21 protein-coding genes are annotated in these 24338 nt (G+C 71.1%); 12 read left to right on the forward strand and 9 right to left on the reverse strand.

Annotated elements, in window-relative coordinates; all coding sequences use genetic code 11:
- Window positions 1-138 precede the first annotated feature (138 nt).
- Together GHC57_RS02610 and GHC57_RS02615 are read left to right on the forward strand one after the other, a co-directional pair.
- Window positions 139-723, forward strand: coding sequence for a hypothetical protein (locus GHC57_RS02610; protein WP_153340872.1), 585 nt, complete (start codon window positions 139-141; stop codon window positions 721-723).
- 100 nt (window positions 724-823) lie between these two features.
- On the forward strand, window positions 824-3964 hold the full coding sequence (locus tag GHC57_RS02615; RefSeq protein WP_153340874.1) for a methyl-accepting chemotaxis protein: 3141 nt from the start codon (window positions 824-826) through the stop codon (window positions 3962-3964).
- Window positions 3965-3977: 13 nt separating this feature from the next.
- Here GHC57_RS02615 and GHC57_RS02620 read toward each other — a convergent pair whose 3' ends face one another.
- Window positions 3978-4637 carry an NUDIX domain-containing protein gene (locus tag GHC57_RS02620; protein WP_153340876.1) on the reverse strand — a complete coding sequence of 220 codons (660 nt, stop codon included), beginning with the start codon at window positions 4635-4637 and terminating at the stop codon, window positions 3978-3980.
- 452 nt (window positions 4638-5089) lie between these two features.
- Between GHC57_RS02620 and trhA the strand changes: the two genes are divergently transcribed.
- Window positions 5090-5734: a PAQR family membrane homeostasis protein TrhA gene (gene trhA, locus GHC57_RS02625; protein WP_153340878.1), complete on the forward strand. Its 645-nt coding sequence runs from the start codon at window positions 5090-5092 to the stop codon at window positions 5732-5734.
- Here the strand turns inward: trhA and GHC57_RS02630 are convergent.
- The 7 genes from GHC57_RS02630 to rpmH form a co-directional block, all read right to left on the reverse strand.
- Window positions 5731-6834: an ABC transporter ATP-binding protein gene (locus GHC57_RS02630; RefSeq protein ID WP_153340880.1), complete on the reverse strand. Its 1104-nt coding sequence runs from the start codon at window positions 6832-6834 to the stop codon at window positions 5731-5733. The two genes, trhA and GHC57_RS02630, sit on opposite strands and share 4 nt — an antisense overlap.
- A 237-nt stretch (window positions 6835-7071) precedes the next feature.
- On the reverse strand, window positions 7072-8022 hold the full coding sequence (argB, locus tag GHC57_RS02635; protein WP_153340882.1) for an acetylglutamate kinase: 951 nt from the start codon (window positions 8020-8022) through the stop codon (window positions 7072-7074).
- A 61-nt stretch (window positions 8023-8083) separates the two neighbouring features.
- On the reverse strand, window positions 8084-8764 hold the full coding sequence (gene yihA / locus GHC57_RS02640; RefSeq protein ID WP_153340884.1) for a ribosome biogenesis GTP-binding protein YihA/YsxC: 681 nt from the start codon (window positions 8762-8764) through the stop codon (window positions 8084-8086).
- Complete coding sequence (gene yidC, locus GHC57_RS02645; protein ID WP_153340886.1) at window positions 8757-10553, reverse strand: membrane protein insertase YidC; 1797 nt, start codon at window positions 10551-10553, stop codon at window positions 8757-8759. Before yidC ends, yihA begins: the two co-directional genes overlap by 8 nt.
- A 98-nt stretch (window positions 10554-10651) precedes the next feature.
- The gene (gene yidD, locus GHC57_RS02650; RefSeq protein ID WP_153341038.1) at window positions 10652-10984 is read right to left on the reverse strand and encodes a membrane protein insertion efficiency factor YidD; all 333 of its coding nucleotides are present in this window, start codon (window positions 10982-10984) and stop codon (window positions 10652-10654) included.
- A gap of 32 nt (window positions 10985-11016) precedes the next feature.
- Window positions 11017-11535 carry a ribonuclease P protein component gene (gene rnpA, locus GHC57_RS02655; protein ID WP_153340888.1) on the reverse strand — a complete coding sequence of 173 codons (519 nt, stop codon included), beginning with the start codon at window positions 11533-11535 and terminating at the stop codon, window positions 11017-11019.
- A gap of 71 nt (window positions 11536-11606) precedes the next feature.
- The gene (gene rpmH, locus GHC57_RS02660) at window positions 11607-11741 is read right to left on the reverse strand and encodes a 50S ribosomal protein L34 (protein ID WP_170294639.1); all 135 of its coding nucleotides are present in this window, start codon (window positions 11739-11741) and stop codon (window positions 11607-11609) included.
- A 274-nt stretch (window positions 11742-12015) separates the two neighbouring features.
- Between rpmH and GHC57_RS02665 the strand changes: the two genes are divergently transcribed.
- From GHC57_RS02665 to GHC57_RS02690, 6 genes are all read left to right on the forward strand, one after another.
- Entirely contained in the window at window positions 12016-12750 is a 735-nt protein-coding gene (locus tag GHC57_RS02665) for a VTT domain-containing protein (RefSeq protein ID WP_170294640.1), read from the forward strand.
- Window positions 12747-14192 (forward strand): dihydrolipoyl dehydrogenase family protein, encoded by a 1446-nt coding sequence (locus GHC57_RS02670; protein ID WP_153340890.1) that lies wholly within the window; start codon window positions 12747-12749, stop codon window positions 14190-14192. Before GHC57_RS02665 ends, GHC57_RS02670 begins: the two co-directional genes overlap by 4 nt.
- Window positions 14193-14294: 102 nt before the next feature.
- Window positions 14295-15836: an acyl--CoA ligase gene (locus GHC57_RS02675; protein ID WP_153340892.1), complete on the forward strand. Its 1542-nt coding sequence runs from the start codon at window positions 14295-14297 to the stop codon at window positions 15834-15836.
- Entirely contained in the window at window positions 15833-16813 is a 981-nt protein-coding gene (locus GHC57_RS02680) for a 2-dehydropantoate 2-reductase (protein ID WP_170294641.1), read from the forward strand. The genes GHC57_RS02675 and GHC57_RS02680 overlap by 4 nt, the downstream gene beginning before the upstream one ends.
- A gap of 353 nt (window positions 16814-17166) precedes the next feature.
- Window positions 17167-19731, forward strand: coding sequence for an SDR family NAD(P)-dependent oxidoreductase (locus tag GHC57_RS02685; protein ID WP_153340894.1), 2565 nt, complete (start codon window positions 17167-17169; stop codon window positions 19729-19731).
- Window positions 19732-19798: 67 nt separating this feature from the next.
- Complete coding sequence (locus tag GHC57_RS02690; RefSeq protein ID WP_170294642.1) at window positions 19799-20998, forward strand: O-antigen ligase family protein; 1200 nt, start codon at window positions 19799-19801, stop codon at window positions 20996-20998.
- Here GHC57_RS02690 and GHC57_RS02695 read toward each other — a convergent pair.
- Window positions 20946-21830 (reverse strand): NUDIX hydrolase, encoded by an 885-nt coding sequence (locus GHC57_RS02695; protein WP_153340898.1) that lies wholly within the window; start codon window positions 21828-21830, stop codon window positions 20946-20948. The genes GHC57_RS02690 and GHC57_RS02695 overlap by 53 nt on opposite strands.
- A gap of 164 nt (window positions 21831-21994) precedes the next feature.
- Here GHC57_RS02695 and GHC57_RS02700 point away from each other — a divergent pair, with 164 nt between their 5' ends.
- The 3 genes from GHC57_RS02700 (at window position 21995) to GHC57_RS02710 (ending at window position 24333) form a co-directional block, all read left to right on the forward strand.
- The gene (locus GHC57_RS02700; RefSeq protein ID WP_153340900.1) at window positions 21995-22762 is read left to right on the forward strand and encodes a hypothetical protein; all 768 of its coding nucleotides are present in this window, start codon (window positions 21995-21997) and stop codon (window positions 22760-22762) included.
- A 112-nt stretch (window positions 22763-22874) separates the two neighbouring features.
- Window positions 22875-23894, forward strand: coding sequence for a hypothetical protein (locus GHC57_RS02705; protein WP_153340902.1), 1020 nt, complete (start codon window positions 22875-22877; stop codon window positions 23892-23894).
- On the forward strand, window positions 23887-24333 hold the full coding sequence (locus GHC57_RS02710) for a hypothetical protein (RefSeq protein ID WP_153340904.1): 447 nt from the start codon (window positions 23887-23889) through the stop codon (window positions 24331-24333). Before GHC57_RS02705 ends, GHC57_RS02710 begins: the two co-directional genes overlap by 8 nt.
- The last annotated feature ends 5 nt before the right edge of the window (window positions 24334-24338 follow it).

Genomic DNA, 24338 nt, shown 5'->3' on the forward strand with positions numbered 1-24338 from the left:
CCCGTGCAATCCTGGCATGCATCGCCGGACTTATCTCGCCCAAACAACCAGCATGCATATCTAACGCAAACTGAGCCTTCCGAAACCGGAGGGCGCACGACAGACGATCGGAGCGCCCCACAACGGGAGGTTCGCGCCATGTCTCGAAGCCGCTCGGTGGCCATGGCCATCGCCCTGGGGGTCGGCCTGCTGCCCGGCCTGAGCCAAGCCAACGAGTTCAAGCCCCAGATCGAGGCCCTGCTGGACAGCGGCGTGCGCCCCTGGCTCTCCGATCCGGTCCTGATCGACGCCATCAAGGCCCAGAACGCGGACCACGCGGACATCACCCAGTCGGAAATCGACGCCCTGGACCAGCAATGGCGGGCGGAAGCCGATGCCGGATCCGGCCCCTTGCTGGACAGTGTGATGGACAACGACCTGTCCGCCTTCCTGGTGGAAAAGAAGCAGGGCCTGGACGGCACCGCCTCCGAGATCTTCGTCATGGACGATGTGGGCCTGAACGTCGGCCAGTCCGACATCACGTCCGACTACTGGCAGGGCGACGAGGCCAAGTGGCAACAGACCTATCAGGCCGGCCCCGACGCCACGTTCATCGATGACGTGGAATTCGACGACAGCGCCGAGGCCTTTCTGTCCCAGGCAAGCATCACCATCGTCGATCCCGAGACCGGCGCGCCCATCGGCGCCATCACCATCGGCCTCAACGTCGAGAAGTTGTTCTAGAAAGGCGCGCCACGGACGAGGCTCCGGTCCGGCTGCCTGATCGGGCCTGCCCCTCGGCCGGTCGCGGGGGGGTCCGTGGTGCCTGTCAGGGGACAGGCCGATGAACATTTCCGTCCGCATCCTGTCCGGTTTCGTCGTCGTCCTCTTGCTCACCCTGCTGGTGGGCGCCGCCGGGTGGTGGGCGCTGGAGCAAGCGGAGTCCGGGTTCGCCGCCGAGCGCGAGGCGCTTGAGGCCGTCGCCGCCCTGTCCGCCGTGGCCGACGCCGAACGGCGCGCGCGCACGGACGGCGACGACCGGGCGGCGGCGGACGTGGCGGCCGGCCTGGACCGAATCGAAGGCCATCTTGACCGCCTGGACGACCGCGCCGACCTGCGCGGCCCCGTCAGCGAGGCCCGCGAGGCCGTCCGGGACTATAGCGCCAACGTCCAGGTCTACGCCGAGGCGGCGGCGGCCGTGCAGGCCGCGGCGGCCCGCGCGGCCACCATCACGACGGACCTGCGCGACGCCATCAACGACGTCATCGCCACCCGCACCGCCCGCCTGGACGCGGCGCGCGCCCGCGCGACCGAAGCGGGAGAGCGGGACGACCGCGCGGCCCGTCTGCTGGCCGTCATGGAGGCGCTGCTGCGGGACCTCGCCATCGTCGGTCCGCGCCTCTCCGACTTTGGGACCACCGGATCGGTGGATGCCCTGCAGGCCCTGAAGCGCTCGCTGGACGACCTCGGCCGCTCCATCGAGGCCCTGAGCGCGCTTGCGGACGACATCGGCGACGTGGATGCCGAAACCCTGGGCCGGGCGAGAACCGACCTGACCCGGGGCGTCCGGCGGCTGGTCGTCGCCGTGCAGCAGGACCGCGCGCTGGCCAATGATCGTCTGCGCACCGAACAGACGCTGGCCGAGGCCTCGCAGGCCCTCGCGGACGCGGCCGGGCGGCTGAAATCCTTCCTGACCGCCCGCATCACGGCCGCACGGGCGAACGGGGCGCCGGCGTCCGGTCAGGACGCGCTGCAACAGTCCCTGACCGCGCTGTCCGATCTGGCGGTGCAGGTGCAGCGCACCCGCGCCCTGGAACAACAGTTTCTGAGGACGCAGACGCCCGAGGACCGGGCGGCGGTGGCGGACGCCACCCGGGACCTGTTCCTGGGGGTGCTGGGCCTGCGCCGGTCGCTCGACACCGGGGCCACGGCGGCGCTGGTGGCGCGCCTATCAGAGGCCGCCCAGATCTACCGCCGCGCCCTGGAGCACGAGTTCGACCTGCTGGACGATCGGGACGCGGTGCTGCGGGCCAAGCTGGAGGCGAACCACCTGGCGCGCGCCGCCCTCGACATCATGACGGTGCTGGCCGAGGACGCCGGACAGGCTGCGGACCGACTGGCCTCCGGCGCCGAGACGGCCGCCGCCGAGTCCTTCGCCACCCTGGACGTTGCGCAAAGCACGATCCTGGCCGCCACCGAACTGCGGGCGCTGGCCGCCCGCACCCGGGACGCCATCCAGGGCTACATCGCGGACCCCGACGAGGCACACCGGCAGACGGTCAGCGCCCTGTTGTCCGATCTCGCCCAGGCCCGAACCACCCTGATCCAGCGGGCGACGGCCGCCGATCCCGCCGCCGCCGAGGCGCTGCGGACCGCCTTCGGCGGACCCATCGCGGCCTTGGGAACCGTCTTCGAGGCCCTCGTGGGCGAGGCGCAGGCGATCCGGGCAGCCGACCGCGCCATGGAAGGCGCGCGCGCCGACATGGTCGCCGCCCTGAGCCGGGCCCGCGCCGCCGCCCAGGACAGCGCGGCGCAGGACAGCGCGTTGGCCTCCGGACTGTTGCTCGGCGGCGGCGCGCTCGCCCTCGTGCTGGGCGTGATCGCCGCCGTGCTCATCGGACGGTCCATCGCCCGCCCCATCGTGGCCATCACCCAGGTCATGCAGCGGGTGGCGAACAACGACCGCGATGTGGACGTGCCCGGCCGCGACCGCAAGGACGAGATCGGCGCCATGGCCGCCGCTGTCGAGGTGTTCAAGGACAACGGCCGGCGCATCGAGGCGATGCAGGCCGAACAGGCCGCCAACACGCGACGCGATGCGCGCAAGCTGACCACCGAGATGATGGCCCTCACCAACGCCCTGGACGAGGAGATCCGCGCCGCCGTCTCGATCGTCGAGACTCAGGCCCACCGCATGCACGACGCCGCCGTGGACATGACCGACGCGGTGCGCCAGACCGAGGGCCGGGCCAGCGCCGCCGCCGATGCGTCGCGCAGCGCGGCCGGCAACGTGGACGGGGTCGCCGCCGCCGCCGAGCAGATGGCCGCCTCGATCCGCGAGATCAGCCGGCAGGTCTCCGGCGCCTCCGACATCGCGCACCGGGCCGCCTCCCAGGCCGAGGCGACCAACGACCGCATTCAGGGGCTGGCCCAGGCGGCCGACGAGATCGGCACCGTGGTCCGGCTCATCAGCGACATCGCCAACCAGACCAACCTGCTGGCGCTGAACGCCACCATCGAGGCCGCACGGGCGGGCGAGGCCGGCAAGGGCTTCGCCGTGGTCGCGGGCGAGGTCAAGACGCTGGCCGGCCAGACGGCCCAGGCGACCCAGCAGATCGGCGCCCACGTCGGCGGCATGCAGGCGGCGACCCGGGAGGCCGTGGACGCCATCCAGGCCATCGTCGCGGTCATCGGCGAGATCAACGAGATCACCACCGCCGTCTCGGCCGCCGTGGAACAGCAGACGGCCTCGACCGGCGAGATCAGTCAGGGCGCCGTGCAGGCCGCCCACAGCACCCAGGAGGCCTCGGACAACATCGGCGAGGTCTCGTCGGCCGCCGAACTGACGGGATCCCGCACCGGCGAGGTGGAGACCGCCGCCGACGAGGTGCGCGGCCGCGTGCAGCAGATGCTCGCCGCCCTCGACCGCATCGTGCGGGGCAGCGGCGATCAGGACCAGGGCGCGCACCGGCTGCAGGCCGTGTCCCTGACCGCCAGCCTGGTCCGGGAGGGAGCGGCGGCCCGCCCGGTCGGCATCACCGGGCTGTCCGCCAGCGGCATCGCCACCCTGGATCCGGCGGTCGAGGCCAAGCGGGGCGACACCCTCACCCTGGACGTTCCGGGGTTGGGCGCCACGCCGGCGCATCTGGTGGCGCGCACCGAACACGCCGTCCACGTGCGGCTGGACCTGCCCGAGGAGCGCCTGCCCGCCCTGGCGGAGATCATCCGGTCGCGCGCGGGTCGCGCGTCTCCGGCGCGCTCTTGATCGAGCGCGATGATCAAACCCCGGCCGCGCCCCGCCAGCGGGCGCGCAGGTCGTCGCGGTTCAGCGCCAGCCACTGGGCGGCGATCAGGATAGTGGCGTTGTCCAGGCCGCCGTCGCGCATCAGCGCAAACAGGTCGTCGGCCGGCATGACCACGGGGCGAATGTCCTCGCCCTCGTCATCCAGGCCATGGATCCCGCCAACCGCGCCGGACTCCACACAGCCGGCGAAAAGCTGCACCGTCTCCGTGGTGCAACCCGGCGAGGACAGCCAGCGCGCCATGGGCTCCAGGGCCGTGACGGTCAGGCCGCATTCCTCCTGCGTCTCGCGCGCGGCCACGGCCTCGGCGGTCTCGTCCGGGTCGATGATGCCGGCGACCACCTCCAGCAGCCACGGCCCCATGCCCGCGCCCAGGGCCCCGATCCGGAACTGTTCCAGCAGCACCACGGCGTCCCGGACCGGATCATAGGGCAGCACCGCGACCGCATGGCCGCGCTCCAGCAGCTCGCGCGTGATCGGGCGGCCCATTCCCCCGCCGAACAGGGCATGCCGCAGCACATAGCGGTCGATGCGGAGATAGCCCTTGAAGGCGGGCTCGCACGCCTCGACGGTCACGGCTTCGGACAGGGCATTCAGATCGCTGCGGGTCCGGACCGGACGATCGGATGAAGGCATGGCGGCAGTCTCCTGCGTGGGCACCCGCGAGGCTTAGCCCGGGCGCCGCCCCGACGCAACCCGGGGTTCGGTGCCCCGCGCATTTCCGGCGGCCTGCCCGGAACGGACGCGCATCCAGGGCAACGGGTTCAGGTTAACATGGCGGCATGTTCCTCGCTGTCGGAGCGGGTCTCTCGAGATCCCTCGTCTCGCTTCGCTCACTCGGGATGACACATTAAAATTATAGGATGTCATCCTGAAGCCGCGAAGCGGCTGAAGGACCTCGAGCGCAAGTCTCCAACCCGCTGCAAAGACCTGGAAGAGCGATCCCGTTAACCTGAGCCCGTCGCCCTGGACTCGCATCGACGACCGTTGCAACGCGGCCATGGTCCCGCCATGCTCTGGGGCGATCCTGTCCGATCGGAGCCGCCAGCCCGACCGGACGCGGGCGAAACAACCGAAACTGGAGCGCCATGAGCGATAAGTATACACGCGCCGAGCGCTGGCTGGATGGGGTGGTGCACGTGATCGGCGTAATCCTCGCCATCGTCGCGGTCTCCGTCCTGCTGACCCGGTCGATCCTGATCGGCGATCCCGTCACCATCAGCGCTGTCACCGTCTATTGCCTTGGCATGCTGGCCAGCTTCGGCATGTCGGCGGCCTACAACATCACCTGGGCGCCGCGCTGGAAGGCGCGCCTGCGCCGCCTGGACCATGCCGCCATCTATCTGATGATCGCCGGGACCTATACGCCCTTCGCCCTGGTCGGACTGGGGGGATGGATCGGCACCGCGCTGCTGGCGGCGGTCTGGCCCGTGGCCCTGGTGGGTGTCGGTCTGAAACTGATGTGGCCGCATCGTTTCGAGCGGCTGTCGCTGCTGCTCTATCTGGCGCTCGGCTGGGTCGGGCTGCTGGCCGGCAGTGCGCTGGTCACGGCGCTGCCGGCGGAGTCCCTGGTGCTGCTGCTGATCGGCGGCGTGCTGTACACCACGGGCGTGCTGTTCCATCTGGCGAAGCGCCTGCGCTTCCACAACGCCATCTGGCATACGCTCGTCCTGGCGGCGGCGGGCTGTCACTATGTGGCGATCAGCGCGGCCATCCTGCCCGGTTCGGGTTAACCCCCCACCGACGGATCACGGCGGCGGCCGTCATGGAACAGGTGCGTGGCGGCCGCCGGCCAGGAGAGGCCCACGGTCTCTCCCGCCCGCACGCCCGCGTCCGGACCCAGCCGGGCCACCAGCGGGTCAGCCTCGCCCGCCGCCATCTCGTCCGCCGCCACATGGACCAGCACCGACTCCCCCAGGTGCTCGGCCAGCACCACCGCGCCGGCCAGCGCGCCCGCGGCCGGCGAACACAGCGCGAGCGCTTCCGGGCGCACACCCACTTGGACCGCCGCGCCCGGGGGCAGGCCCCGCGCCGCGTCCAGGCTGAGTCGACCGCCGCCGGGCAGCGCCACCGTTCCCGGCTCCTCGGTCACCGTCGCCGGCATCAGGTTCATGGGCGGCGTGCCCAGGAATCGCGCCGCGAACGGCGTTTCCGGCCGACCGTAGAGGTCCAGCGGCGGCCCCACCTGCTCCACCTGCCCGGCGTTCATCAGCACCATGACGGTGGCCAGGGTCATCGCCTCGGTCTGATCGTGGGTGACGTGCACCATGGTGGTCCCGAGCCGGCGATGCAGCGTGGCCAGCTCCCGCCGCACCGACAGACGCAGCCCGGCATCCAGGTTGGACAGCGGCTCGTCCAGCAGCAGCACGGCCGGATCGCGCACGACGGCCCGCCCGATGGCGACGCGCTGGCGCTGCCCACCGGAGAGCGCGGCCGGCCGGCGGTCCATCAGGTCGTCCAGGTGGAGCATGCGCGCGGCCTCCGCCACGCGGGCGGCGATGGCGGCCTTGTCCCGCCGCCCGTCGCGCCGGCGCAGGCCGAAGGCCATGTTCTCGAACACCGTCATGTGGGGATAGAGCGCGTAGGACTGGAACACCATGGCCACGTCGCGGGCCTTGGGCGGCAGCGCAGTGACGTCCCGCCCGCCGATGCGGACGGCCCCGGCGTCGGCATCCTCCAGGCCGGCCAGCAGGCGCAGCAGCGTGGACTTGCCGCAGCCCGAGCGGCCCACGATGACGGCATAGGCGCCGTCGGGCAGGTGCGCCGTCACCCCGTCCAGCGCGGCCACCCGGCCGAACCGCTTGACCAGTCCCTCGATCTCGACCGCTGCCATGCCCCTCGCCCATACCGTGATCCGACATCCGCCACCCGGAGGGTATCCCCGATGGGCGCGGTGCGAAACCGGCGGGCCACCGAAGCGGTGCCCGGAGACCCCAAAACAGAATCGGCGACCCGTGGGGGAACGGGCCGCCGACCTGGGGATTGGAAGAATGCGAAGGGGACGCTTTCTTCAAGAATGATTATGGCGTCGGCCACCTCACCGGGGCCTTACCCGATCATGACACTTTCGTCATTCCGCTGCCGGCGCGCCGCGATGCGGCCCCCGAATGAGGGTGCCGGCCCCGTGCGGGGTGAACAGTTCCAGCAGCACGGCGTGAGGCACCCGGCCGTCCAGGATGACGGCGCCGCCGACACCCTCCTCCACCGCCTTTAGGCAGGTTTCCACCTTGGGGATCATGCCGCCCGAAATGGTGCCATCGGCGATGCCGGCATGGGCCTCGCTGGCGGACATTTCCTCGATCAGCGCGCCGTCCCGGCCCAGGACGCCCTTGACGTCGGTCAGCATGAGCAGGCGGGTGGCCCCGACCGCCGCCGCCACCGCGCCAGCGGCGGTATCGGCGTTGATGTTGTAGGTCTCGCCCTCCGGTCCCTGGCCGATGGGGGCGATCACCGGGATCACGTCCGAGCCCTGGAAGAAGTTGAGCACGTGCGGCGTCACCTCGGTGGGCTCGCCGACGAAACCCAGGTCCAGCAGCCGTTCGATGTTGCTGTCCGGATCGCGCTTCTTGCGGCGCAGCTTCGTGGCGCGGATCAGGTGGCCGTCCTTGCCGGACAGACCGATGGCGAAACCGCCGGCCTGCGTGATGGCCGAGACGATCTCCTTGTTGATCGAGCCGGACAGCACCATCTCGACGATGTCCACGGTCGCCCGGTCGGTCACCCGCAGGCCGTCCACGAACTCCGACTGGATCTTCAGGCGCTCCAGCATTTTCTGGATCTGCGGACCACCGCCGTGGACCACCACGGGATTGATGCCGACCTGCTTGAGCAGCACCACGTCCCGGGCGAAACAGGCCGACAGTTCCGCGTCGCCCATGGCATGGCCGCCGTACTTGATGACCACCGTCCGCCCGGAAAACCGGCGCATGTAGGGCAGCGCCTCCGACAGCGTCTTGGCCTTCTCCAGCCAGACCTCGCGCAGCGCCTCCCGGTCCTGGGCCGTGGTGTCGTAACCGCTCATCTCCGCCTTCCCCGTCGTTTCCCCATGTCGATTCTCCTGCGCCCGCCGGCGCCCCCGATGGTCAGGCCGGCAGCGCGATCTCGCCCAGCGCGGCGCGCAGGTCCGGAAGGCCCGCCCCCGTCTCGGACGACGTCACCAGCACGTCCGGATGCGCGGCCACGTGTTCGGCCAGCGCCGCCCGGGTCGCCTCATGCACCCGCTGGACGGCGGCCGAGGCCGGTTTGTCCGCTTTGGTCAGCACCACCTGATAGTTCACCGCCGCGCCGTCCAGCATGCCCATGACAGTGCGGTCCACCGCCTTCAGGCCGTGGCGCGAATCCACCAGCAGCAGCACGCGGCGCAGCGGCGGGCGGCCCTTGAGATAGGCGTTCACCAGCCGCGTCCAGGCGTCCACCTTGGCCTTGGGCGCGCGCGCGAAGCCATGCCCCGGCAGGTCGGCCAGCATCAGGCGCGGGGTTCCCTCCGGTCCCAGGTAGAACAGGTTGATCTCCTGCGTGCGCCCCGGCGTGTTGGAGGTGCGCGCCAGCGTCTTGCGGCCGGTCAAAGCGTTGACCAGGCTGGACTTGCCCACGTTGGAGCGGCCGCAGAATGCGATCTCGGGAAGGTCGGAGGCGGGCAGACCCGACAGGTCCGCCACGCCCTTGAGAAAGGCGCAGGGCTGCGCGAACAGCACCCGGCCGGTCTCGACCCGGGCGGCGGCCTCCGGGTCGGCGCCGCCCGCACCGGGGTCGTCGTCAGCCATTCACCGACACGCCCATGCGCTTCATGATGAACCACTGCTGGGCCATCGAGAGCAGGTTGTTCCAGGTCCAGTAGATCACCAGACCGGCCGGGAACTGCGCCAGCAGGAAGGTGAACATGATGGGCAGGAACGTCATGATCTTGGCCTGCGTCGGGTCCGGCGGGGCCGGGTTCAGCTTCTGCTGCAGGAACATGGTTCCGCCCATGATGAGCGGCCAGATCCCCACCGCCAGGAACGCCGGCGCATCCCAGGGGATCAGCCCGAACAGCGTGAACACGTTGGTCGGGTCGGGCGCGGACAGGTCCTCGATCCAGCCGTAGAACGGCGCATGGCGCATCTCGATGGATACGAACAGCACCTTGTACAGCGCGAAGAACACGGGGATCTGCACCAGGATGGGCAGGCAGCCTGAGACGGGGCTCGCCTTCTCCCGCTTGTACAGCATCATGAGTTCCTGGCTCATGCGCTGGCGGTCGTCCTTGAACCGCTCCTGCAGCTTCTTCATTTCCGGCTGCAGTTTCTTCATCTTGGTCATGGACGTGTAGGACTTGTTGGCCAGCGGATAGAAGGCCAGCTTGATCAGCACCGTCAGACCCAGGATGGCCAGCCCGAAGTTGCCGAAGAAGTCCTCAAGCCACAGCAGGGCATAGAAGAACGGCTTGGTCATGAAGTAGAACCAGCCGAAATCAATGGCCAGGTCGAAGTTGGTAATGCCCAGTTTATCTTCGTACTTGTCGAGGATCTGCAGCTTCTTCGCGCCGGCGAACAGGTGATTGGTCGCCTGCACGCTGGATCCCGGCTCCAGGGTTCGGCCCGGCAGACGGTAGTCCACCTGGAATTTCTCGCGCCCATCCACCATGCGGCGCGAGAAGCGGGTGGTGGCCTCGGCGTCCTGATCGAAGGCCAGCGCGGCCAGCCAGTACTTGTCGGTGATGCCGATCCAGCCGCCGGTGGTCGTCTGCGCCTGTGTGGGCTCGTCCTCGAAATCGTCGTAGTTGACCTCGGTCAGGGTGCCATCGAAGACCCCAAGCGGCCCTTCGTGCAGGATCCAGATGCCCGTGGTCTGCGGCCGGTCGGTGCGCGAGACGAGGCCGTAGGGATAGAGCGTGACGGCCTCGGCCCCCGTGTTCTCCACCCGCTGGGTGACGGTGAACATGTAGGCGTCGTCGATCTCCAGGGTGCGGACGAACCGCAGGCCCTGGCCGTTGTCCCAGGTCAGCGTGACCGGCTCACCCCGGCGCAGGGTGTCCGACGAGGCCTCCCATTGGGTGTCCGGTCCCGGCATGGCGAGGGACTCGCCGCCCGGACCCGCGACCCAGCCGAACTCGGCGTAGTACGGATCGACCGCGCCGGAGGGCGAGAACAGGTGAATGGGCGGGCTGTCCGGGTCCAGATCCTCGCGGTATTCGGTCAGCGTGATGTCGTCCAGACGGGCGCCTTTCAAGCGCAACGAGCCATGGACAAGCGGCGTGTCGATGACCACGCGATCGCCCTCGGTCGCGGCGATGGCCTCCTCGCGGGTCATGGCCCCGGCCGCGCCCGCGCCGTCCACGGTCGGCATGCCCGGCGCCGGAGGCACCGCGCCGCCGGCATCCGCCGTCCCCGGCGCGCCGGGCGCCCCCACCCCGCCGGTGTCGCCGGTCTCGCCAGAGGGAGTGAGGCCCTCGCCCACGGTCTGCTCGACAGGGGTCGGCGGCGGCGGAGAGATCATCCGCCACACCATCTCGAACCCGAACAAAACCGCGATGGAGAGAACGACCGCGAGGATCAGATTGCGCTGTTCGACCATGAGTCCTTTGTCCGTCAGAGGTCCCGGCCGCCGTCACGCGGGCCGGGGTCGGAGGGCGCCTGCGGCCCCGGAGCGCCCCCCGAAACGCCCGGGGGCCGTCAGGCCTCGGGTCCCGGGCCCTTCACCCGGGGCCCCTCGGAGCCGGGGGGTGCCGTATCGTCAGACTCCGGACGCGGCGGCAAGCCGTGCGACGGCGTCGAACGGGGCCACGTCTCGGGGACGGGATCGTATCCCATGCCGCCCCACGGATGGCAACGAAGAATCCGCCGCGCCGCCAGCCATCCGCCCGCGAAAACGCCATGGCGCGCCAAGGCTTCCATGGCGTAGTTGGAGCAGGTCGGCGAGAACCGGCAGCTCGGCCCGATCAGCGGCGATATGAAGAGCTGGTAGAGGCGGATGAGGCCGCGCAGCACCTGGCGCGGCAGGGCCATCAGGCCCCGCAGGACCGTGCGGAGGCCGTCGTTCACGCGCCGCCCTCCGCACGCGAAGGGCGGCCGCCGGAACGACCGCCCGGGCGCCCCTTTCGGCCGCCGCCACCGCCGCCGGGCGTCGGCCGGGCCTCGGCCACCCGCTTCAGGGCCTTGCGCAGGTCCTCCAGCAGGCGGGCGAAGGTCTGGTCGTTGGTCTCCTGGCGGCCGATCAGGACATAGTCAAGACCGGGCCTAGCGTCGGTGGGGAACACGGTATCGGCGGCCGCGCGCAAGCGGCGGCGGGCGCGATTGCGCACCACCGCGTTGCCGACCTTGCGGCTGCAGGTGAAGCCCAGGCGCGGCCCAGGCGGGGTCGCCCCCGCCGGCAATCGGCGCACGGCGGGATTGGGTGCGGCCTGCAGGATGAACCCGGCCGTCACGACCTTGCGCCGGGCCGCCGCCACACGCAGGAAGTCCCCCCGCCGCTTGAGACGGGCGGGACGGGTCCCGGCCGCCGCTTCGGGCGCCGGGTCCGTGGTGCGGGACTGAGGCGCATCCTGGGGCGCATCCATGGCTCAGAGGCTCTCAGCGCCGGGTCGCCCCGACGGACGGGCCGCGGGGGCGAAACCCCGGAGCCGGGGCGTCAGGCCGACAGACGCTTGCGGCCACGGGCGCGACGGTTCGCCAACACGCGGCGACCGCCGACAGTGGCGCTGCGGCTGCGGAACCCATGGCGCCGCTTGCGGACGAGCTTGGAAGGCTGATAGGGGCGTTTCACGGCGTCGACTCCGTCAAGGCGAACAGGTGGTTGGGAAAGCGCGCTTTATAGGGGGCGGAACCGGGCGAGTCAACGCCGTCGCGCGGTCCGGAAACTTCGCGGTCTCGCCCCGTCGGGATTGAACCCGGCCCGTTTCTGTATCAAATGGTCCGGTATGAGCAGGCATCAGACATCCTCATCGGCCGCACCGTCGTCCTGGCCGCCCGCCGCCGCCCCGCCCGATGGCGACGCGCAGGGGGGCGACGCGGAGGGGGGCGACGCGGAGGGAGGCGACGTGGACGGCGCCGACGCCCCGCCGACACCGCCGGGTCGCCGCTGGCCCCTGCGGGTGGGCGTGCTGGCGGTGTTCGCCGCCGGTCTCGGCCTGTTCTTCGCGCTCGGCGGGCATCAGGCGCTGTCGTTCGAGACCCTGAGCACCCACCACGAGACCATCCGCGCCTGGGTCACGAACCATCAGGGGCTTGCCATGGTGGCCTTCGTCGCGGCCTATGTGGGGATCGTCGCCTTCAGCGTGCCCGGGGCCGTGTGGATGAGCATCGCCGGCGGCTATCTGTTCGGCACGGCGCTGGCGACCCTGTTGATCGTGACCGGCGCCACCGCCGGGGCCACGGGGATCTTTCTCGCGGCCCGGTTCGTGTTCGGCGAGGCGTGGCGCGCCCGCGTCAAGGGCAGCATCGCCCGGCTTGAGACCGGGTTCCGCGAGAACGCCTTCTCGTCGCTGCTGGTGCTGCGGCTGGTGCCCCTGTTCCCGTTCTGGCTGGTGAACCTCGTGCCCGCGTTTGTGGGGGTGCCGACCCGGACCTATGTGCTCGCCACCGCGCTGGGGATCATCCCCGGCGCGGCCGTCTACGCCAGCGTCGGCAACGGCCTGGAGGCGGTATTGGCCGCCGGGGGCCGACCCGACCTGGGCCTCATTTATGACCCGGAGATTTTCGCGCCCCTGCTCGGCCTCGCGGCCCTGGCCCTGGTGCCGACCCTGTACAAACGCTGGAAGGGGCGCGCGCGATGACCGGCAACAGCCGGGGTCCGCTCCGACCCGACCTGTGCGTCATCGGCGCCGGGGCGGCGGGCCTGACCGTGGCCGCAGGCGGGGCGCAGATGGGCGCTTCGGTCGTGCTGATCGAGAAGGGCGAGATGGGCGGCGACTGCCTCAACGTGGGCTGCGTGCCGTCCAAGGCCCTGCTGGCCGCCGGGGCGGCGGCACAGGCGGCCCGGGACGCCGGACGGTTCGGTGTCCGACTTCCGGAGCCGGAGATCGACTTCCCCGCCGTCATGGCCCACATGCGCGACGTGATCGCCGGCATCGCGCCCATGGACTCGGTGGAGCGGTTCGAGGGCCTGGGGGTCACCGTCCTGCACGATCGCGCCCGGTTCGTGGATGCGCGCACGGTGGAAACCGACGACGGCACCCGCATCCGGGCGCGCCGGTTCGTGGTCGCCACCGGCTCGCGCCCGGCCGTGCCGCCGATCCCCGGGCTGGAGACCGTGCCGTATCTCACCAACGAGACCGTCTTCGGCCTGACGGAGCGCCCGGCGCACCTGCTGATCCTGGGTGGCGGCCCCATCGGCTGTGAGCTGGCGCAGGCGTTCCGGCGCCTGGGCACCCGTGTGACTCTGGTGGAAGGAGGCCGCATTCTGGGCCGCGACGACCCGGACCTGACGGCGGTGGTGCGCGACCGGCTGACCGGCGAGGGCGTGGACCTGCGCGAGGGCTGGCGGGCCGGGCCTGTGGCGCCGACGGACGCCGGGGTGCGCGTGCACCTGTCCGACCGCGCGGGCCGCGAAACGGCGGTGGACGGCTCGCACCTGCTCGTCGCGCTGGGCCGCCAGCCGGTGACGGACACGCTCGACCTCAACGGCGGGCACATCGGCCACACGGAAAAAGGGATCACGGTGGACGAGGGCCTGCGCACCAGCAACCGCCGCGTCTACGCCATCGGGGACGTGGCCGGGGGCCCGCAGTTCACCCACGTGGCCGGGTATCATGGCGCGCTGGTGCTGAAATCGGCGCTGTTCCGGTTGCCCATCAAAGCCTCGGCCACCCCGATCCCGCACGTCACCTATACCGATCCGGAACTGGCCGCCGTGGGCCTGAGCGAAGCCCAGGCGCGGGAGCGGCACGGCGACGGCATCCGCGTGCTGCGCTGGACCTTCGAGGACAACGACCGCGCCCGCTGCGAGCGGGCCACCGAGGGCTTCGTCAAGCTGGTCACCGACCGACGGGGCCGCCTGCTCGGGGTGGGCATCGTCGGCCGGCACGCGGGCGAGGTCCTGGCGCCCTGGATTCTGGCGCTGCACAAGCGGATGAAGGCGGGAGCCCTGGCGACCATGGTGGCGCCCTACCCCACCCTTTCGGAGACCACCAAGCGCACCGCCGGCAGCTATTTCACGCCCGGCCTGTTCTCGGGCCGCACGCAGCGACTGGTCCGCCTGCTGGCCCGGTTGGGGTAAGGGCAGGCGACGCGGTCGGTCTGGCGTTTTGTCGGGCCTGTCTGCTATCAGCGAGGAACGAGGGGCCGCGCGCCCCGCGCCGATCGACAGGGACCCAAGACCATGCCGGAGACCGTTCGCGATCTGTTGCGACCCCACGCCCCCGACGCCCCGGCCATCGGCGCCCCGGACCGGCCGTGGCTGACCTATGGCGCCCTGAACGCGCTCGCCGACGACACCATGGCGCGCCTGAACACGCTCGGCATCGGGCGGCGGGACCTGGTGGCCATCGTGCTGCCGAACGGGCCGGAAATGGCGGCGGCCTTCGTCACCCTCGCGGGCTGCTGCGACACGGCGCCGCTCAATCCAGCCTACAAGGTGGACGAACACGCCTTCTATCTGGAGGACCTGCGCGCCCGCCTGCTGGTGGTGGCCGAGGGGGACGAGGGGCCGGCCGTGGCCGCTGCGCGGCGGCTCGGCCTCCGGATCGCACGGCTGGCGATCCCGCCGGACGCCCCGGCCGGGCAGTTCACGCTGAGCCCCGAGGACGCCGGGACCACCGCCCCCACCGACCGGCCGGGCCCATCGGGCCCCGATGACGCCGCGCTGGTGCTGCATACCTCCGGCACCACCTCGCGACCCAAGATCGTGCCGCTGCTTAATCGCAACGTGGCGGCATCGGCCGACCACATCGGTCGGGTCCTGCGCCTGACGCCGGACGACCGCTGTCTGAACATCATGCCGCTGTTCCATATCCACGGCCTGATCGCCGCCGTCACGGCCTCGCTGGCGCACGGCGCTTCGGTCTGGTGCAGTCCCGGCTTCAACGCGCTCCAGGTGTTCCACTGGATGGAAGCGGCCGCCCCCACCTGGTACACGGCCGTCCCAACCATGCATCAGGCGATCCTGACCCGCGCCCCGCGCAACGCCGACATCCTTGCGCGCCGCCGCCTGCGGCTGATCCGCTCGTCCTCGGCCTCGCTGCCGCCGCAGGTGATGGCCGCGCTGGAAGAGACCTTCGGCTGCCCGGTGATCGAGAGCTACGGCATGACCGAAGCGGCCCATCAAATGACCTCGAACCCGCTGCCGCCGGCCGCGCGCAAGGCGGGCTCGGTGGGGATTCCGGCGGGGCCGGCCGTGCGCATCGCCGACGAGAGCGCGGACCGGCTGCTCGGTCCCGACGCCACCGGCGAGGTGGTCATCAGCGGGCCGAACGTGACCCCGGGCTACGAGGCCAACGCGGCCGCCAACGACGCCGCGTTCTTCGTGCTGGACGGGCAGCGCTGGTTCCGCACCGGCGATCAGGGGCGATTCGACGCCGAGGGGTATCTGCGCATCACCGGCCGCCTGAAGGAGATCATCAACCGGGGCGGCGAGAAGATCAGCCCGCTGGAGGTCGATGACGCCCTGATGGATCACCCGGCGGTGCAGCAGGTGGTGACCTTCGGCATGCCTCACCCCAAGCTGGGCGAGGATGTCGCCGCCGCCGTCGTGGCCCGCGACGGCCAGACCGTCACCGAGGCCGAGTTGCGCGCGTTTGCCGCCGAGCGGCTGGCGGACTTCAAGGTGCCGCGCCGCATCCTGGTGCTCGACGAGATCCCGAAGGGGGCCACGGGCAAGCTGCAGCGCATCGGACTGGCCGCGAAGCTGGGAGTGGGCGCGTGAGGATCTGCATCGTCGGGGCGGGGGCCATCGGCGGTGTCCTGGGGGCGCGGCTGGCCCGGGCGGGGGCCGACGTCAGCCTTGTGGCGCGCGGTCCGCACCTGGAGGCCATGCGTACGCACGGCCTGACGCTGATCGAGGGCGACGCCCGCGAGACCCTGCCCGTGCGCGCGGTCGAGACCCCGGCCGACCTCGGTGTGCAGGACTATGTCTTCGTGACCCTGAAGGCCCAGTCCGTGCCCGCCATGGTGGAGCGGATGCAGCCTCTGCTGGGGCCGACCACTGCGGTGGTCTGGGCCGTGAACGGCGTGCCGTGGTGGTATTTTCATCGGCTGCCCGGACCGTGGGAGGGCCATCGTCTCGCCTGCCTGGATCCGGGCGACGTCCAGTGGACCGGCCTCGGACCCGAGCGGATGCTGGGCTGCGTGGTCTACCCCGCCGCCGAGGTGATCGAGCCGGGGGTGATTCGCCACATCGAGGGCCACCGCTTCACCCTGGGCGAGCCCGATGGTTCAAAATCGGAGCGCGCCGACCGACTGTCCCGGGCGCTGCGCGACGCCGGCCTGAAAGCGCCCGTGCGCCCCGACATCCGCACCGAGATCTGGGTGAAGCTGTGGGGCAACCTGTCCTTCAATCCCCTCAGCGCCCTGACGGGGGCCACGCTCGATGTGCTCTGCACCGATCCCGGCACCCGCGCCGTCGCCCGGAGCATGATGGTGGAGGCGCAGGCCATCGCGGAGACGCTGGGCGTGCGCTTTCCCATCGATGTGGACCGCCGCATCCGCGCCGGAGCCGCCGTGGGCGCCCACCGGACGTCGATGCTGCAGGACCTGGAGCGCGGCCGGCCGATGGAGATCGACGCCCTGGTGACGGCGGTGCAGGAGATGGGTCGCCTGGTGGATGTTTCGACGCCCACCATCGACACCGTGGTGTCCCTGGTGCGCCTGCGGGCTCGCACAGCCGGGTGCCTCGCGGACTGAGACGCCCCCCTCTCGCTGCGGGTATCCGACCGGGTCCGTTGGCCTATCGCGTCGCCGGCCGATGCCGCGTTTCTCGCTCGTCCGGGTCTTCCTTTGCATGCGACGCATTTGCCCGGTAGAGTCCCTGCGGTTTGTTCCAGGGACGTCCCGGTCGTCTCCGATCGGACCCCGCCACCACTGCGGCGTTGCGACGTGGCTCCGACTTCGGTTAAGCCTTACGCAATCGGTCGGACGATTGGAGTCGCACGCCGACGACGCTCGCGCGTCAGGTCTCACCGGAAGAAGCCGGACGCTGCAGAGGCCGGACCAAAGAAACACCGTCACAACCACACCACTGAACGGGGAAACCATCCATGTCTGAAGGTCGCGTTGCACTCGTCACCGGCGGCACCCGAGGGATCGGGGCGCAGATCAGCATTGAGTTGAAAGAGGCCGGCTACCGCGTGGTGGCCAACTATGGCGGCAACGACGCCGCCGCCGAGAAGTTCAAGGCCGAGACCGGCATCCCGGTCATGAAGTTCGATGTCTCCGACTTCGACAGCGTCAAGGCCGCCGTCGAGCAGATCACCGCCGAGCACGGCCCCGTCGACGTGCTGGTCAACAACGCCGGCATCACCCGGGACAGCACCCTGCACCGGATGTCCTCCGAGCAGTGGCACGCCGTGATCGAGACCAACCTGACCTCGGCCTTCAACACCACCCGCAACGTCATCGAAAGCATGCGCGAGCGCGGGTTCGGCCGGATCATCAACGTGACCTCGATGAACGGTCAGTGCGGCCAGATCGGTCAGGCCAACTACGCCGCCGCCAAGTCCGGCATGAAGGGCTTCACCAAGTCCGTCGCCCTGGAAGGCGCGGCCAAGAACATCACGGTCAACAACGTCTCGCCGGGCTACACCGACACCGAAATGGTGCGCGACGTCACGGACGACGGCCGCGCCGTGGGACGCCTGAGCCGGGAGGCCGCGCACCTGGGCAAGGCCCACGCCCACCTGCGCGCCACGCTGGCCGCCGTGCCCTACCCTGTCTGGGTGCGCGACGCCGATCTGGCGTTGACCCTGTGCAACGAAGCCTATGCCCGGGCGGTCGAGGCCCCGGACCCGGACATCGCCGTGGCCGAGAACCGGGACCTGTCCTCCGGCGAGACCGCCCGGGAACTGCGCGCCCTGGCCGCCCGCAGCCGGGCCGCCGGCGTGCCCATGTCGGATCGCTTCCATCTGGTGATCGACGGCACCCGCAAGCTGATGGAGGTCACCGAGGCCCCGTTCGGCGACACCACGGATGCGGCCCCGCAGCGCTTCACCGTGGGGCTGGCCCACGACATTTCGGCCGAGGAGGAACTGGAAGGCAAGCTCGCCCGGGAGCAGGCCACCCGCTCGGGCGTGCTGGAGCACCTGTCCACGGCCATCGCGATTTTCGGGACCCGCACCAACCTGATCTATCACAATCCGGCCTTTGCCCGCCTGTGGCGACTGGATCCGGACTGGCTGCGCGAAGCGCAGCCCACCTACGGCGACCTGCTGGATGTGTTGCGCGACCAGCGCGCGTTGCCGGAAGTGCCGGACTACCCGGCGTTCCGCGCCGCCGAGGTGGAGCGGTTCACCTCCCTCATCGACCCGGTCGAGGATCTGGTGCACCTGCCGGACGGCAAGACCCTGCGCCGGGTCCTCGGCCCGCAACCGGCCGGCGGACTGCTGCTGACCTACGAGGACGTCACCGACACGCTGTCGCTGGAGCGCTCGTTCAACACCCTGGCGGCCGTGCAGCGCGAGACCCTGGACCACCTTCACGAGGCCGTCGCGGTGTTCGGCGCCGACGGCCGCCTGAAGCTGGCGAATCCCGCTTTCGAGACACTGTGGAAGACCTCGGTCGGCCAGGGCGACAGTTCGCCCCACCTGTCGGCATTCCTGGATATGCTGCGGGATCACTTCACCGACGAGAACAGTTGGCGCCACCACCGCTTCGCCGTGCTCAGCCCACCCAACATGCGCACCCCGCACCGGGGCCGCGTGGCGGTCATCGGCGGCAAGGCGCTGGACTATGCCTGCGTGCCGCTGCCCGACGGCGGCGTCCTGCTCAGCTACAACGACGTCTCCGACACCGCCCGGATCGAGCAGGCGCTGCGCGAGCGCGCCGAATCGCTGAGCGCCGCCAGCATGCTGCGCGCGGATTTCATCGCCAGCCTCTCCTATGAGCTGCGCACGCCGCTGACCACCATCGCCGGCTTCTCGGAAATGCTCTACGGCGAGTATCATGGCAGCCTGAACGCGCAGCAGATCGACTATTCGCAGTCCATCGCCGAGACCGCCCACGATCTGGTCGCCATCCTGGACAACATCGCCGATCTGGTGAGCATCGAGGCCGGTCAGGCCGCCCTGGATGTGGACGCGTTCAATCTTGGCGACACCGTCGCGGCCGTGGTCGAGGGGTCGCGGGCCATCACCCGGCGCCGCGCCGTGGTGGTGGAAAACCGCTGCCCCGCGGACTTCGGCTGGATGATCGGCGACCAGGCCCGCATCCGCCAGATTCTCATGCACTTGATCGGCGCGGCCATCAAGGACAGCCCGGCCGGCAGCCGCGTCCTGGTCGCCGCCCACCGCGCCGCCGACGAGGACGAGGTGGAGTGGGTCAGCCTGACGGTGGAGGATGAAGGCGGCGACACGGGCGGCCGGCGCAGTTCCGCCAACAGCGGCCTGATCCTCGGCGGCGGCCTGACCATGCTGCTGGCGCGCCGCTTCACCGAAATGCATGGCGGCACCATCCTGGTGGAGCCCGCCAAGGGCGGCGGCACCCAGGTGACCTGCCGAATCCCGTCCGGCCGCACCGACCCCATGGACCTGCCGGACTGGGCGGATACACTGCCGGCGATCCCCACGGGCGACGCCGCCCGCCCGAGGCCGTCCGCGAACGCGCCCTGAGGGGTCGCGCCGACACCACGTCCCTGCCATGGCCGCCCCGCGCGGCCCCAGTCCGATTGTCCAAGGCATGCCCGTTCGTTCGTCTCACATCACCTCTCTGCTGCCGTTCGCCCTCGCCCTGATGCCGCTGCCGGCGGTCATCGTCGCCGGCGCGTTCGCCTCCGCTTCCATCGCCGTGGTCATCCTGGGCGGGCTCTGGCTCGCCTGGGTGGACCGCGCCCGCCTGATGCTGGCCGGGCAGCTTGCGCTGCTGGCCGCGACGGGCGTGATGGCGTTGACGTATCCGGGCAAGCCCACCGAGGGCGTGCTGTTCGCCGCCACGGCGCTGTGCGCGCTGGCCTGGCCCCGTCTGCTGGACCACCTGTCAGCCCGGACGCTCACGGGGGCGCGCGTCGTGTTCGTGGCGTCCGCCGTGCTGCTGCCCGTGCTGCTGCTCGTCCGGGCCCTGTATCTCCATGCCGAGATCATTCCGCCGTTCTCGCTGGCCCCCGACATGCTGGCCAAGCCCACCTTCCTCGCCATGCCGCTGGTGCCGGCGGCGGTGCTGCTGCTGGTCCGCTGGCGCTTCTGTACGCCGCTGGCGGCGGCCTTCACCTCGTTCATGGCGATCATGGCGGTCGGCAGCGCCTCGTCCACCGCGACCCTGGGCTTCGCCCTGGGCGCGGCTGCGGTGCTGGCGGCGTACAGGCGCCCCTGGGCCGGGTTCGGCGTGGCCGCGGGCGTCCTGCTGCTGCCGCTGGCGCTCTCGCTGGCCGTTCAGATCGCGGGGGTCACGGACTGGTCGCAGGTCTGGCTGCGCGGCAGTTGGATCCACCGCCTGGACCTGTGGCAGCGCGCCCTGATCCTGTTCCAGCAGGCGCCCTGGACCGGGCACGGCTTCGACACCTATGCGCACATCCAGGGCGCGGTGGACATGGGCACCCTTACGTTCGAGCATGTGGGACGCAACCATGCGCACTCGGCGGCCATGCAGCTTCTGGCCGAAGGCGGCGCGCCGGCCCTGCTCGCGCTGTTCGGGCTGTTGGCCCTGCTGGCGTTCCCGCCGGGCCGCCCGCGCGCGGACCGCTTGCGGGAGGCCGCCCGCCTGGGCACGCTGGCGGCGGCGGTGACCCCGCCGGCCATCGGCCTGAACCTGTGGTCGGACTTCACCACCATGCTGGTGATGTACCCGTTGCTCGCGTTTGCCCTGTTCGTGCCGGCGCGGCCCGACGCGCTCAGCCCTGGTCGGGGTGGAACCGCACCGGCTCCCGCCGCAAGCCCTGGGTGAGCGCCACATAATCGGGCGTGTCATCCGGTGTCAGCACCCCATGACGAAGCGCGAAGTCCAGGATGACGTGGGGCACGTTGAACTTGAACACGCCCGGTTCGCGCAGGGTCTCCAGGACCCGCGCCATGGGCCAGAGCATGAAGCCGCTGATCTCGCCGTCCCGGTTCTCGGGGATCACGTCCTCGGGGAGTTCCAGGTCGTAGACGAACAGCGTGTCCGGCTTCAGCCCGGCCGGCGTCTGCAGGCAGTACGACACCAGCCCCGCCGGCCGCGCCCGGCGGGCCATCGTTTCGGGCAGGCCGGCTTCCTCGTCGCACTCCTTGACGAGGTTCTCCATCAGGCCGAGGCCCGCCGGCTGGCCGCCCGCCACCATGTTGTCGAGCTTGCCGGGCTCCACCTGCCGGTCCTCCGCCCGGCGGCCGATCCACATGTGCAGCCCGTCCGGCCGGCGGACGACCCCGTTGAGATGCACGCCGAACGAGCGCAGGCCCAGCACCGGCACATGGCCCCGGTCGAGCGTGAACAGGGGCGCATCGCCCCAATGCTCGACGACGGCATAGCCCTCGCCGCGCGGCGGCGGCGCCAGCCCCTCCGCCACCAGCGGGGCCAGGGTCTCGGCGACGGCGGCACTGCGATCCTCGGGCGTGGTCAGCGACGGGCGCAGCGAGACCCCGAACGGCCCCACCTCGAACGCGCCCGCCTGCCCGTCCCGGGCCAGACGATCCGCGACCGCGTGGGCAACCCAGCCCACCTCGCGGCCTTCCACGAAAAACGGGCGGAAGGCCCCCATGTCGTGGGTGTTCAGGGCGTGGATATGGTGCATGTAGCGCATGGTCGGGTCCGTTCCTGCCGAGCGTGCCTGATCGAGGCTACCATGCCCGCGCCATCGCCCGTGCGTCCAGGGTGGACCGGCCCGAAAAACCTCTGGACGAAGGCAGGTGGGCGGGGGAGTCTCGTTTCCGAGCGGCCCCTTCACTGAAACCGGAACTCTTCTAGGTGCCCACCCCGTCGCGAGACACCCTGATTGCCTATGCCGTTGCGATCGCGTTCGTGATCCCGATGATCCTGCCCGTACTGGACAACATCGAGGAAGGCCAGCGCCTCGTCCGGGAAGGCCTGCTGACCCCCCGCGACCGCCTGCGGCCCACGGGGCTCGGGCCGGTGTCGGGCCTGATGGTCTATGTGTTCTCGACCCCGATCGCCATCGCGCTGTCCCGCACCCTGGGCATGAAGCTGGCGATGGTGGTGGGGCTGCTCATGCTGGCGCTGGCGGTCTCGTTCATCACCGGCGTGCTGGAGCGGGGCGACGTCACCCTGGGCCTGAGCCTCGCCTGGCTGGCCCTGGCGGCGGTGGTCCTGATCGGCGCCTGGGCCTGGCAGCGCCAGCGGCGCCGCATGCGGGCCATGCGCGCCCATGCCGATGCGCTGGCGGGTCTGGTGCGCGAGGAACTGGGCGCGGTTCGGGGCTCGGCGCTGGGCACGCTGGCGCGGGAGGCGGACGGGGACAGCCGCATCGGTGATCTGGTGGAGCGGATGACCCTGGCCGCCATCTGGCAGGCCTCGGCCGAGGGCCCGCCCGAGACCTTCCGCCAGCGGGTGCTGGCCGGTCTGGCGGAGGCGCGGGAGGACTTGGTCGGCAACGCCGCCGTGGACCCGCACGGGCAGGCGCTGGCAATGATGGACCGCATCATCGGCCGCGTGCGGCAGCGGCTGCGCACCCTCGACCTGGACCGGGGGCCAGCGGAAACTCAAGGCCGACGCTAGGCGCACACTGCGATTCCCTCCGGACGCGATCTGCACTAGGGTCGGCCGGACGGCAGAACCGGGCGGCGGACCGCGCGACCGTCGCCCACCCACGCACAGGGATGGTCCGGCGATGAGACGCTTCGACACCCCCAGACGCGCGCCCCGTGGGCTTCTGGGCCTCGCCACGCTGGGCACGGCGCTGATCCTGTCCGTCGCCTGGATCGGCATCGTGCGGGGCTATGTCTCCGATGGTCCCGGCTGGGATGCGCTGACCGCCGGCACCCCGGCCGACCTCGCCCTGTTCGGCGCGGCGGCGGCGGCCCCTTTGGCGGCGCTGTGGCTGGTCGCCGCGTTCGTGCTGATCGCGATCGGTCTCGCCCAGACCCAGGCCGAGATGCGCGCCGCGCGGTATCAGGCCATGCGGACCACGGGCGAGATCGAAGCCCTGGTGCGCACCACCATCGAGATGCAGGAGCAGTCCCGCCGCCAGTCGTTCCTGAGCGGGGTCGATCTGGCGCTGAAGGATCTGAACAGTCACGCGGGCCTTGTGACCGGCCGCCTGGGCATTCTCAGCCCCGAGGAGTCCGAGTACCTGTGGGCCATGAACGCGGCGGGCGACCCCTGGGCGTTCAGTCATGCCCTGCTCGCGCGGGCCGGCGAGCAGCCGGATTTCGCCGACCGGATGGCCGAGCGCGTGGCCGCCGACGAGGTCGCGGCCGCGAGCCTGCACCGCTTCCTGCGCCGTTACGAGCGTTTGCTGGCCCTGGCCCGCGACCATGACGCCGACAAGCTGGTGCGCGAGGTGCTGGAGGACGGGCCGCTCGACCGCCTATTCATGCTGTTCGACGCCGTCTCCGCCCGCGTTCAGGCCCTGATGACACCCGCTCCGGACGGGGCCGACGGGACCGTTCCGCCGGCGGACCCCTGGGACCCGCCCGGCCCCATGGACTCCGATCCCTGGCCGACCGCCGCCGCCGTCCCCACCGCGCCGCCCCGCACGCCGGGCACACAAGCAGCGGCGCAGGCAAACGACTCCGCCGGGCACGCCGGTCCCGCCATCAGCCCCGCGAGCCGAATTCTGCCCGGGGTCTGGGCCGGGCGCTGGACGGACCCGGCCCACCGCCCGGCCCCGGTCTCGCCCTATGGCTGACGCCCGCAAGCCCCGGCCGCGCTCGATCCTGTCGCCGCTGGCGAACGCCTGGCGATCGCTGACCGACAGCCCGCCTGCGGGGCAAAGGCCCCGCAAGGCCAAGCCGAAACGGTCGCCGTCCCGCGCCCCAAGGCCCTCCCCAAAGGCCCCCGCGGCGTCCCCGGACCGGGAGGCCCTGATCGCCGAGGCCATGCGCATCCACCGCGCCAAGCGGGCCATGCTGGAGGACCTGGGCGACGAGGACCGCATTCTGCTGGAGGTGCTCGCCCATCACCTGCTCGTGGAGACCCCGCAGGGCAACCCCGATCCGGGCAGTTCCCCACCGGACGCCGGCGAAACCCGGCCGGACGGGGACGCGAAGGGCGCCGAGGATCAATCCTCTATTGACGGCACCCCCCGTCGCCCACAAGGTACCGGATCGCAGCCCAGACGTCGCTGACCGGA

The sequence above is a fragment of the Roseospira navarrensis genome (assembly GCF_009601025.1).
GTDB lineage: Bacteria > Pseudomonadota > Alphaproteobacteria > Rhodospirillales > Rhodospirillaceae > Rhodospira > Rhodospira navarrensis.

Coding starts and splice junctions, on each gene's coding strand:
- GHC57_RS02620 (WP_153340876.1), bottom strand. CDS start 4,637: ATGCCTTCATCCGATCGTCCGGTCCGGACCCGCAGCGATCTGAATGCC.
- GHC57_RS02610 (WP_153340872.1), top strand. CDS start 139: ATGTCTCGAAGCCGCTCGGTGGCCATGGCCATCGCCCTGGGGGTCGGC.
- GHC57_RS02670 (WP_153340890.1), top strand. CDS start 12,747: ATGACCGGCAACAGCCGGGGTCCGCTCCGACCCGACCTGTGCGTCATC.
- rnpA (WP_153340888.1), bottom strand. CDS start 11,535: ATGGATGCGCCCCAGGATGCGCCTCAGTCCCGCACCACGGACCCGGCG.
- GHC57_RS02710 (WP_153340904.1), top strand. CDS start 23,887: ATGGCTGACGCCCGCAAGCCCCGGCCGCGCTCGATCCTGTCGCCGCTG.
- argB (WP_153340882.1), bottom strand. CDS start 8,022: ATGAGCGGTTACGACACCACGGCCCAGGACCGGGAGGCGCTGCGCGAG.
- yihA (WP_153340884.1), bottom strand. CDS start 8,764: ATGGCTGACGACGACCCCGGTGCGGGCGGCGCCGACCCGGAGGCCGCC.
- trhA (WP_153340878.1), top strand. CDS start 5,090: ATGAGCGATAAGTATACACGCGCCGAGCGCTGGCTGGATGGGGTGGTG.
- GHC57_RS02630 (WP_153340880.1), bottom strand. CDS start 6,834: ATGGCAGCGGTCGAGATCGAGGGACTGGTCAAGCGGTTCGGCCGGGTG.
- GHC57_RS02695 (WP_153340898.1), bottom strand. CDS start 21,830: ATGCGCTACATGCACCATATCCACGCCCTGAACACCCACGACATGGGG.
- GHC57_RS02705 (WP_153340902.1), top strand. CDS start 22,875: ATGAGACGCTTCGACACCCCCAGACGCGCGCCCCGTGGGCTTCTGGGC.
- GHC57_RS02685 (WP_153340894.1), top strand. CDS start 17,167: ATGTCTGAAGGTCGCGTTGCACTCGTCACCGGCGGCACCCGAGGGATC.
- yidC (WP_153340886.1), bottom strand. CDS start 10,553: ATGGTCGAACAGCGCAATCTGATCCTCGCGGTCGTTCTCTCCATCGCG.
- yidD (WP_153341038.1), bottom strand. CDS start 10,984: ATGGCCCTGCCGCGCCAGGTGCTGCGCGGCCTCATCCGCCTCTACCAG.
- GHC57_RS02690 (WP_170294642.1), top strand. CDS start 19,799: ATGCCCGTTCGTTCGTCTCACATCACCTCTCTGCTGCCGTTCGCCCTC.
- GHC57_RS02615 (WP_153340874.1), top strand. CDS start 824: ATGAACATTTCCGTCCGCATCCTGTCCGGTTTCGTCGTCGTCCTCTTG.
- GHC57_RS02675 (WP_153340892.1), top strand. CDS start 14,295: ATGCCGGAGACCGTTCGCGATCTGTTGCGACCCCACGCCCCCGACGCC.